Annotated in this window: 4 protein-coding genes; all 4 read left to right on the top strand. The window is 65.4% G+C overall.

Translation table 11 applies throughout. The features are described 5' to 3' along the window. Positions 1 to 394: 50S ribosomal protein L9 (rplI, locus tag ACMO6A_RS06490; RefSeq protein WP_418470936.1), on the top strand; the 394-nt coding region annotated here is incomplete at its 5' end. A gap of 301 nt (positions 395 to 695) precedes the next feature. Continuing rightward, positions 696 to 2,108, top strand: coding sequence for a replicative DNA helicase (gene dnaB / locus ACMO6A_RS06485; protein WP_009305605.1), 1,413 nt, complete (start codon positions 696 to 698; stop codon positions 2,106 to 2,108). A 36-nt stretch (positions 2,109 to 2,144) separates the two neighbouring features. Further along, entirely contained in the window at positions 2,145 to 3,431 is a 1,287-nt protein-coding gene (locus ACMO6A_RS06480) for a metallophosphoesterase family protein (protein ID WP_009305606.1), read from the top strand. Continuing rightward, entirely contained in the window at positions 3,428 to 5,734 is a 2,307-nt protein-coding gene (locus ACMO6A_RS06475; RefSeq protein ID WP_009305607.1) for an AAA family ATPase, read from the top strand. The genes ACMO6A_RS06480 and ACMO6A_RS06475 overlap by 4 nt, the downstream gene beginning before the upstream one ends. The last annotated feature ends 174 nt before the right edge of the window (positions 5,735 to 5,908 follow it).

Genomic DNA, 5,908 nt, shown 5'->3' with positions numbered 1-5,908 from the left:
CAAGCACAACATCGCCAAGCGCGAAGAGAACCGCCTTGCCGACGCCGGCAAGATCAAGGAAACGCTCGACGGCGCGCTCGTCAAGGTCGAAGCCAAGGTGGGCGAAGAGGGTCAGCTGTTCGGTTCCGTTACCGCTCAGATGATCGCCGATGCCATCAAGGCCGCGACGGACGTCGACATCGATCGTCGCCGCATCGAGCTGGGCCACGCCATCAAGACGGCCGGCCAGCACGAGGTGACCATCTCGCTGTACCGCGACATCAAGACGACGGTGAAGCTGTTCGTCGGCGGCGCGGACGACGAGGTCGCTCCTGCCGAGGCCGAGGTTGTCGAGGAGACGATCGAGGAAGTCGTCGAGGCTCCCGCCGAGGAGACCGCCGAGGCCGCTGAATAGCAGCTCGGGAGGTATCCGAAGCATTTCGCGGCAGCGGCCGAACGGTCGCAGCCGTAGCGAGACCCCCTTCGCCCTTTACGGCGCGCGAAGGGGGTCTCTTCGTTTCGCAAGGACGGCACTGTTCTTTCCGGGATGTTTCATGTGAAACATCCCTCCGTGCGGCGGCGAACCGCCGAGGCTGTTGCGCGTGGAGCGTCGGTTGCTCTTCGATACGCGGCCGAGGCTTCCGGTAACAGTGGCCGACCCCGCGCGACAAGTGTTGTATCATAGGGACTCACGCTATTCGAGAGGGAGTTCGAGCATGTCTTCACCCGCGCCGTACAGCGCCGACTTCGCACCGGAAGAAACCACCGTATCGGATCGGCGAAAGATCGATCCGCAGAACATCGAGGCGGAGAAATCCGTCCTGGCCGCCTGCATGCTCAACCAGGAAGCTATCGAGGAAGTGGCTCCGAAGCTGGTCAAGGAGAACTTCTACCGCATCGCCCACCAGCGCATCTACGAGTCCATGATGGACCTGTACGTGCGCCACATCCCCATCGACCACATCTCGCTGGCCGACAACCTGAAGGCCATGGGTCAGCTGGAGGCCGTGGGCGGCAAAGCGTACCTCATCGAGCTGGCAGACAACACGTTCGCCCTCACCAACTGGCAGAACCACCTGGAAATCGTCAAGCGCACCTCCATCCTGCGCGACCTCATCCGCGCGTCGGGCGAGATCGAGGCGCTGGCCTATGACGCCCCCGACGATTTGGGCGTGGTGGTGGAAGAGGCCGAGAAAACACTGTTCCACGTCACCGAGAAGCGCGTGTCCTCGGCGTTCAAGCGCATGGACGTGCTGCTAACCGAGGCGTTCGAGGAGCTGACGAAGCTGGCCGAGCAGAAGGACGCCATGGCCGGCATCCCCAGCGGGTTCAAGGACGTGGACGACCTGTTCCACGGCTTCCGTGGCGGCGACCTGGTGATCCTCGCGGCCCGACCCGGCGTGGGCAAGACGTCGTTCGCACTGAACCTGGCCACGAACGCGGCCAAGGCTGGGGCAACCGTCACCTTTCTCTCGTTGGAGATGAGCGCGGCGCAGCTGGTGCAGCGTATCCTGTGCGCCGAAGCCCGCGTGAACCTGTCGCGCCTGCGCGCCGGCCAGGTGCAGGAGTCGGACTGGGGCGCCATTGCCGACGCGTCTAACACGCTGAGCAAGCTGGACATGTTCATCGACGACACGCCGTCGCTGTCCATCTTGGAGCTGCGCGCCAAGGCCCGCCGCGAGCTGCGCTCCGCCGAGAAGGGCATCATCATCGTCGACTACCTGCAGCTCATGTCGCCGCCGCAGTCGCGCAAAGACGGCAACCGCGCCGTCGAGGTCGGCGAGATCTCGCGAGGCCTGAAGGTGCTGGCGAAGGAGATGGACATGCCCGTCATCGCGCTGTCGCAGCTGTCCCGTGCGGTGGAGATGCGCGGCAAGAAGCGCCCGATGCTGTCCGACCTTCGCGAATCGGGCTCCATCGAGCAGGACGCCGACATCGTCATGTTCATCGACCGAAGCATGGACGAGATCGAGGCCGAGAGCGAAGACCGCCCCGACCTGGGCTCGGCCGAGCTGATCGTCGCGAAGCACCGTAACGGCCCCACGCGCGACATCCCGCTGGCCTTCAACGCCGAGTACACCCGCTTCATGGATTTCATCGACGATTCGCGCGTGGGCGGCTATATGTAAAGCCCCTGTTGAGCCGTTTCGCGGTACACTGGGCTCATGTCGAAACGCGTCACATTCATCCATGCATCGGACCTCCATCTGGGGGCGCCGTTCCGCGGGTTGCGCGCGCTTTCGTCCAAATGGGCGAACCGCCTGCTCAGCGCCATCCCGGAATCGTACGACCGCATGGTCGACGCGGCCATTGCCCGCGACGTGGACTTCGTGGTGGTGTCGGGCGACATATTCGACTCCGCGCGCCCCTCGTACGGCGACTATCTGCACTTCTTCGAAGGGTTGGAACGCCTAGGCGAGGCGGGCATTCCGGTGTACCTGATCACGGGCAACCACGATCCGTACACCTCGTGGCAGCACGACTTCTTCTCGCTGCCGCCCAACGCCACCATGCTGCCGGGCGACCGACCCGGCTTCGCGCTGGTGGAGCGCGACGGCCAACCGCTGTGCCTGATCGGCGGCCGCGGCTACTACAACCAAACGTGGCCGATGGACGAGTGCATCGCCGAAGGCGTCACGCGCGAAGCGGCCGAGCAGGCGCTAGCCGTCCAGCATCCGCACGCTGCGGAAGCCCCGTTCGCAGTGGGCCTGCTGCACACCGGCCTCAACCTCGATCCGGTGAAAGCCCCGGTAGACCCCGCCGTCCTCATGCACGCGGGCATGGACTACTGGGCGCTTGGGCACATCCACATGAAGTACGCCTACCCCTCTTTCGACGACCCGCGCCTCGTGTTCTCCGGCTGCATCCAAGGCCGCGACATCAAGGAGACGGGCGAGCGCGGCGTGTTCTGCGTCACGCTGCGGGAAGGCGCGAAAAACGAGCTGGAGTTCATCCCCACGGCAAGCGTCGTGTGGCAGCGGATGCACGTGGACGTGTCCGATTGCGCGAACCTGCCCGACATCACCGACAAGATCATGCGCGAGCTGTTCCGCGAGAACGGCAAGGCGCATTGCGAGGAGATGGTGGTGCGCATTGCGCTGGAGGGCGCGACCCCGATGCACGCCATGCTCGACCGCGCCGATGTGATCGCCGGCCTGCGCAAACACGTGAACGATGCGTATTCGGCATTCTTCTGCGACGCGTTGACGAACCTCACGGTGCCGCCGCGCGACAAGGAGGCGCTGCGCCGCGAAGGGCTGTTCCCTGCGGTGTTCCTGCAGGTGGCGGACGCGCAGCGGCGCAATCCCGACGAGGCCATCGCGTTTTTGCAGGATGAGTTCATCAAGAAGAACATCCAGCTGCCCAGCGCCTACACGCGCAATATCGATGCATTCGCCGAGGCGGCCGAGAACCTCGTGCTCGATTTGCTGGCCCAAGGGGACGAGCAATGAAGCGGTCCTATCTCGAGCATATCAAGATCGTCAGCTTCGGCGCGTTCTCAAACAAAGCGGTGGGTCCGTTCGCCCCGCACCTCAACGTGGTGTACGGGCCGAACGAAGCCGGCAAGACCACGCTCGCGTCGTTCGTGGGCGGCGTGCTGTTCGGCTGGGAAGAAGCGCGCGGCAGCCGCAACACCTACAAGCCTGCGAATGCGGAGCGATCTGGATCGCTGTTCTTCGCCCAGCGCGACGCGTCCTCCGGCGTTTCGTCCGCGCCGTCGGATGCGCCCGCCCTCGCCGCCCCGGACGGGCGCGTCGCCGCCGTCGAAGCCGACGGTTCCCTCGCGGCGTCAGCTGCGCCGCTTCCCACGCCTGAACCCTCTCGCGCGCCCGAGCTCGAGCTCTCGCGCGTGCGCAACAGCGACGGCTTGCAAGGCGACGCATCCCTCGTGGCCGACATCGACAAAGAGACATTTCAGACGATGTTCTCCCTGACCAGCGACGAGCTGCGGACGCTGCGCAACACCACCGACGTTACGGCTAAGCTGCTCACCGCCGGTTCGGGAACGGGCGCTTCGCCCGCTCACGCGCTGGCCACCGTGCAGGAAAAGCTGGCTGAGTACACTTCGCGCGCCGCCGGCGTCGAGCACTCCATCGCCAACCTCACGACGCAGGAGAACGAGCTGCGCGCCAAGATGACGGCCGCCGCCGAGGAGGCCGAGCGCTTCAAGCGGCAGGATAAGGAGTTCCGCGAGCTGGAACCCCAGCGCAACGAGCTTCTGGCGCGCCTCGATGCTCTGAACACGTCTATCGAGACGCTGACCGTCCAACGCTCGAACATCGAGAAGCTGGATCACGAGATAGACTCGCTGACCGACCAGGTAGCGTCGCTGTGCGACGAGGAGGACGTGCTGGTCACAACCCATTGCGCCGCCGACCGCAGCGTGTCTGAGCTGGTTGAGCTGCCAGCGTCGGAAGAGCGCGCCCTGCGCGACCAGATCGACTCGCTGGCGGTCGACGAGGCGAAATGCGAGCACGCCGTCGATCTGGCGCAGGACAACTTCGCAACGTCGAAGGCCGCTTACGAGGCGCTGCTGGAAACCGACGACGAACGCGCCCAACGCGAACGCGCTCGCCGCCAGCGCAGCGTGCAGGTGGGGCTGTCCATCGCGCTGCCGCTCATGTTCGTGTGCACGGGCTTGCCCCTGTTCATTCACGGCCGCGAGATCACCAGCTTGTCGTTCACGGCGCTCGGCATCGGTCTGGTGGTGTTCGCCATCATGCTGGCGCTGGCCGCGATGGTGATGCTGTTTCGCCCCAACAAGGAAGAGGACGCGAAGGAAGCGCGCAAGCAGGACGCCCAGTGGGTGATGCTGCAAGACAAGAAGAAGCTGGAAGCGTGCCTGGAAAGCCAGGCAGCGTTCAGGAACCGCGCCCGTGCCCAGCTGGACGCCGCGGGCTTGGCCGAGGCGCAGGGATCGCTGCGCCGATCGCGTACGCTGCTGGACGAGGCGAAGGACGCGCGCGCCGAGAACAACCTGTTCCAGCAGCGGTTGCAGGCGCTCGTGTCGCGCCGCAGCGCGCTGGAGGAGAGCCTGGCCAGCGCGAAGCGCCAACGCCGCCGCCTGTACGAGCGAATCGACCTGCGCGCCGAGCGCACCCTCGACGCCGTCGACGAGGCTATCGCGCAGAAGTCGCAGCAGCGCATGGGGCTCATGGAGGCCAGCGAAGGCCTCAACCGCCGCTACGGCGAGCTCAAGCAGGAGCTTTCCCATGCCCAGCACCTGCGCGACTTCGACGAGTACAAGCTGCTGTACCAGCAGATCCGCACGCGCCAGGACGAGAGCGCGCAGGACTACGCGCGCCTGCTGCTGGCGCGCCGCATGCTGGAAAGCGCCATCGCCACTTGGGAGAGCAAGAGCCAGCCGGAGGTGTATCGTCAGGCCAGCCGCCTGTTGTCGTTGATGACGGACGGCCGCTGGACGAAGGTGAGCCTCACCGCCGAGGGCCGCTTGCAGGTGACCGACGCGGTGAAGACCACGCGCGATCCCGGCCATCTGTCGCTGGGCACGTGCCAGCAGCTGTACCTCGCGCTGCGCATCGCCCTGCTGATGACCGCCGACAACGTGGGTCGCGCCGTGCCCATCCTGGCCGACGACATCCTCGTGAACTTCGACACGTCCCGACGTGCGGGCGCCGCCCGCGCGTTGGCCGAGCTCGCCCGTATGCGCCAGGTGATCCTGTTCACCTGCCATGAGGAAGTGGTGGAGGCGTTGCGGGAGGCGGACCCGACCTTGAACGAGGTCGAACTGTAGTCTGCACGCGCCTGGATTGCGTTCTCCTTGCGCGCAACCTGTTCTCGCCTGGATTCTTCTCTCGTTGCTTCCTGTTCTCTTCCCCGTCCGACTCGAGCGCTTTTCAATTTGTCGAGAGTTCACTCCCGGCGCAGCCGCTATTGTCGCGCCCGTCGGGATGTTTCACGTGAAACA

The organism is Eggerthella sp. (genome assembly GCF_048329335.1).
Taxonomy (GTDB): Bacteria; Actinomycetota; Coriobacteriia; order Coriobacteriales; family Eggerthellaceae; genus Eggerthella; species Eggerthella lenta.
This window is presented reverse-complemented; position numbering and strand designations above follow the sequence as displayed.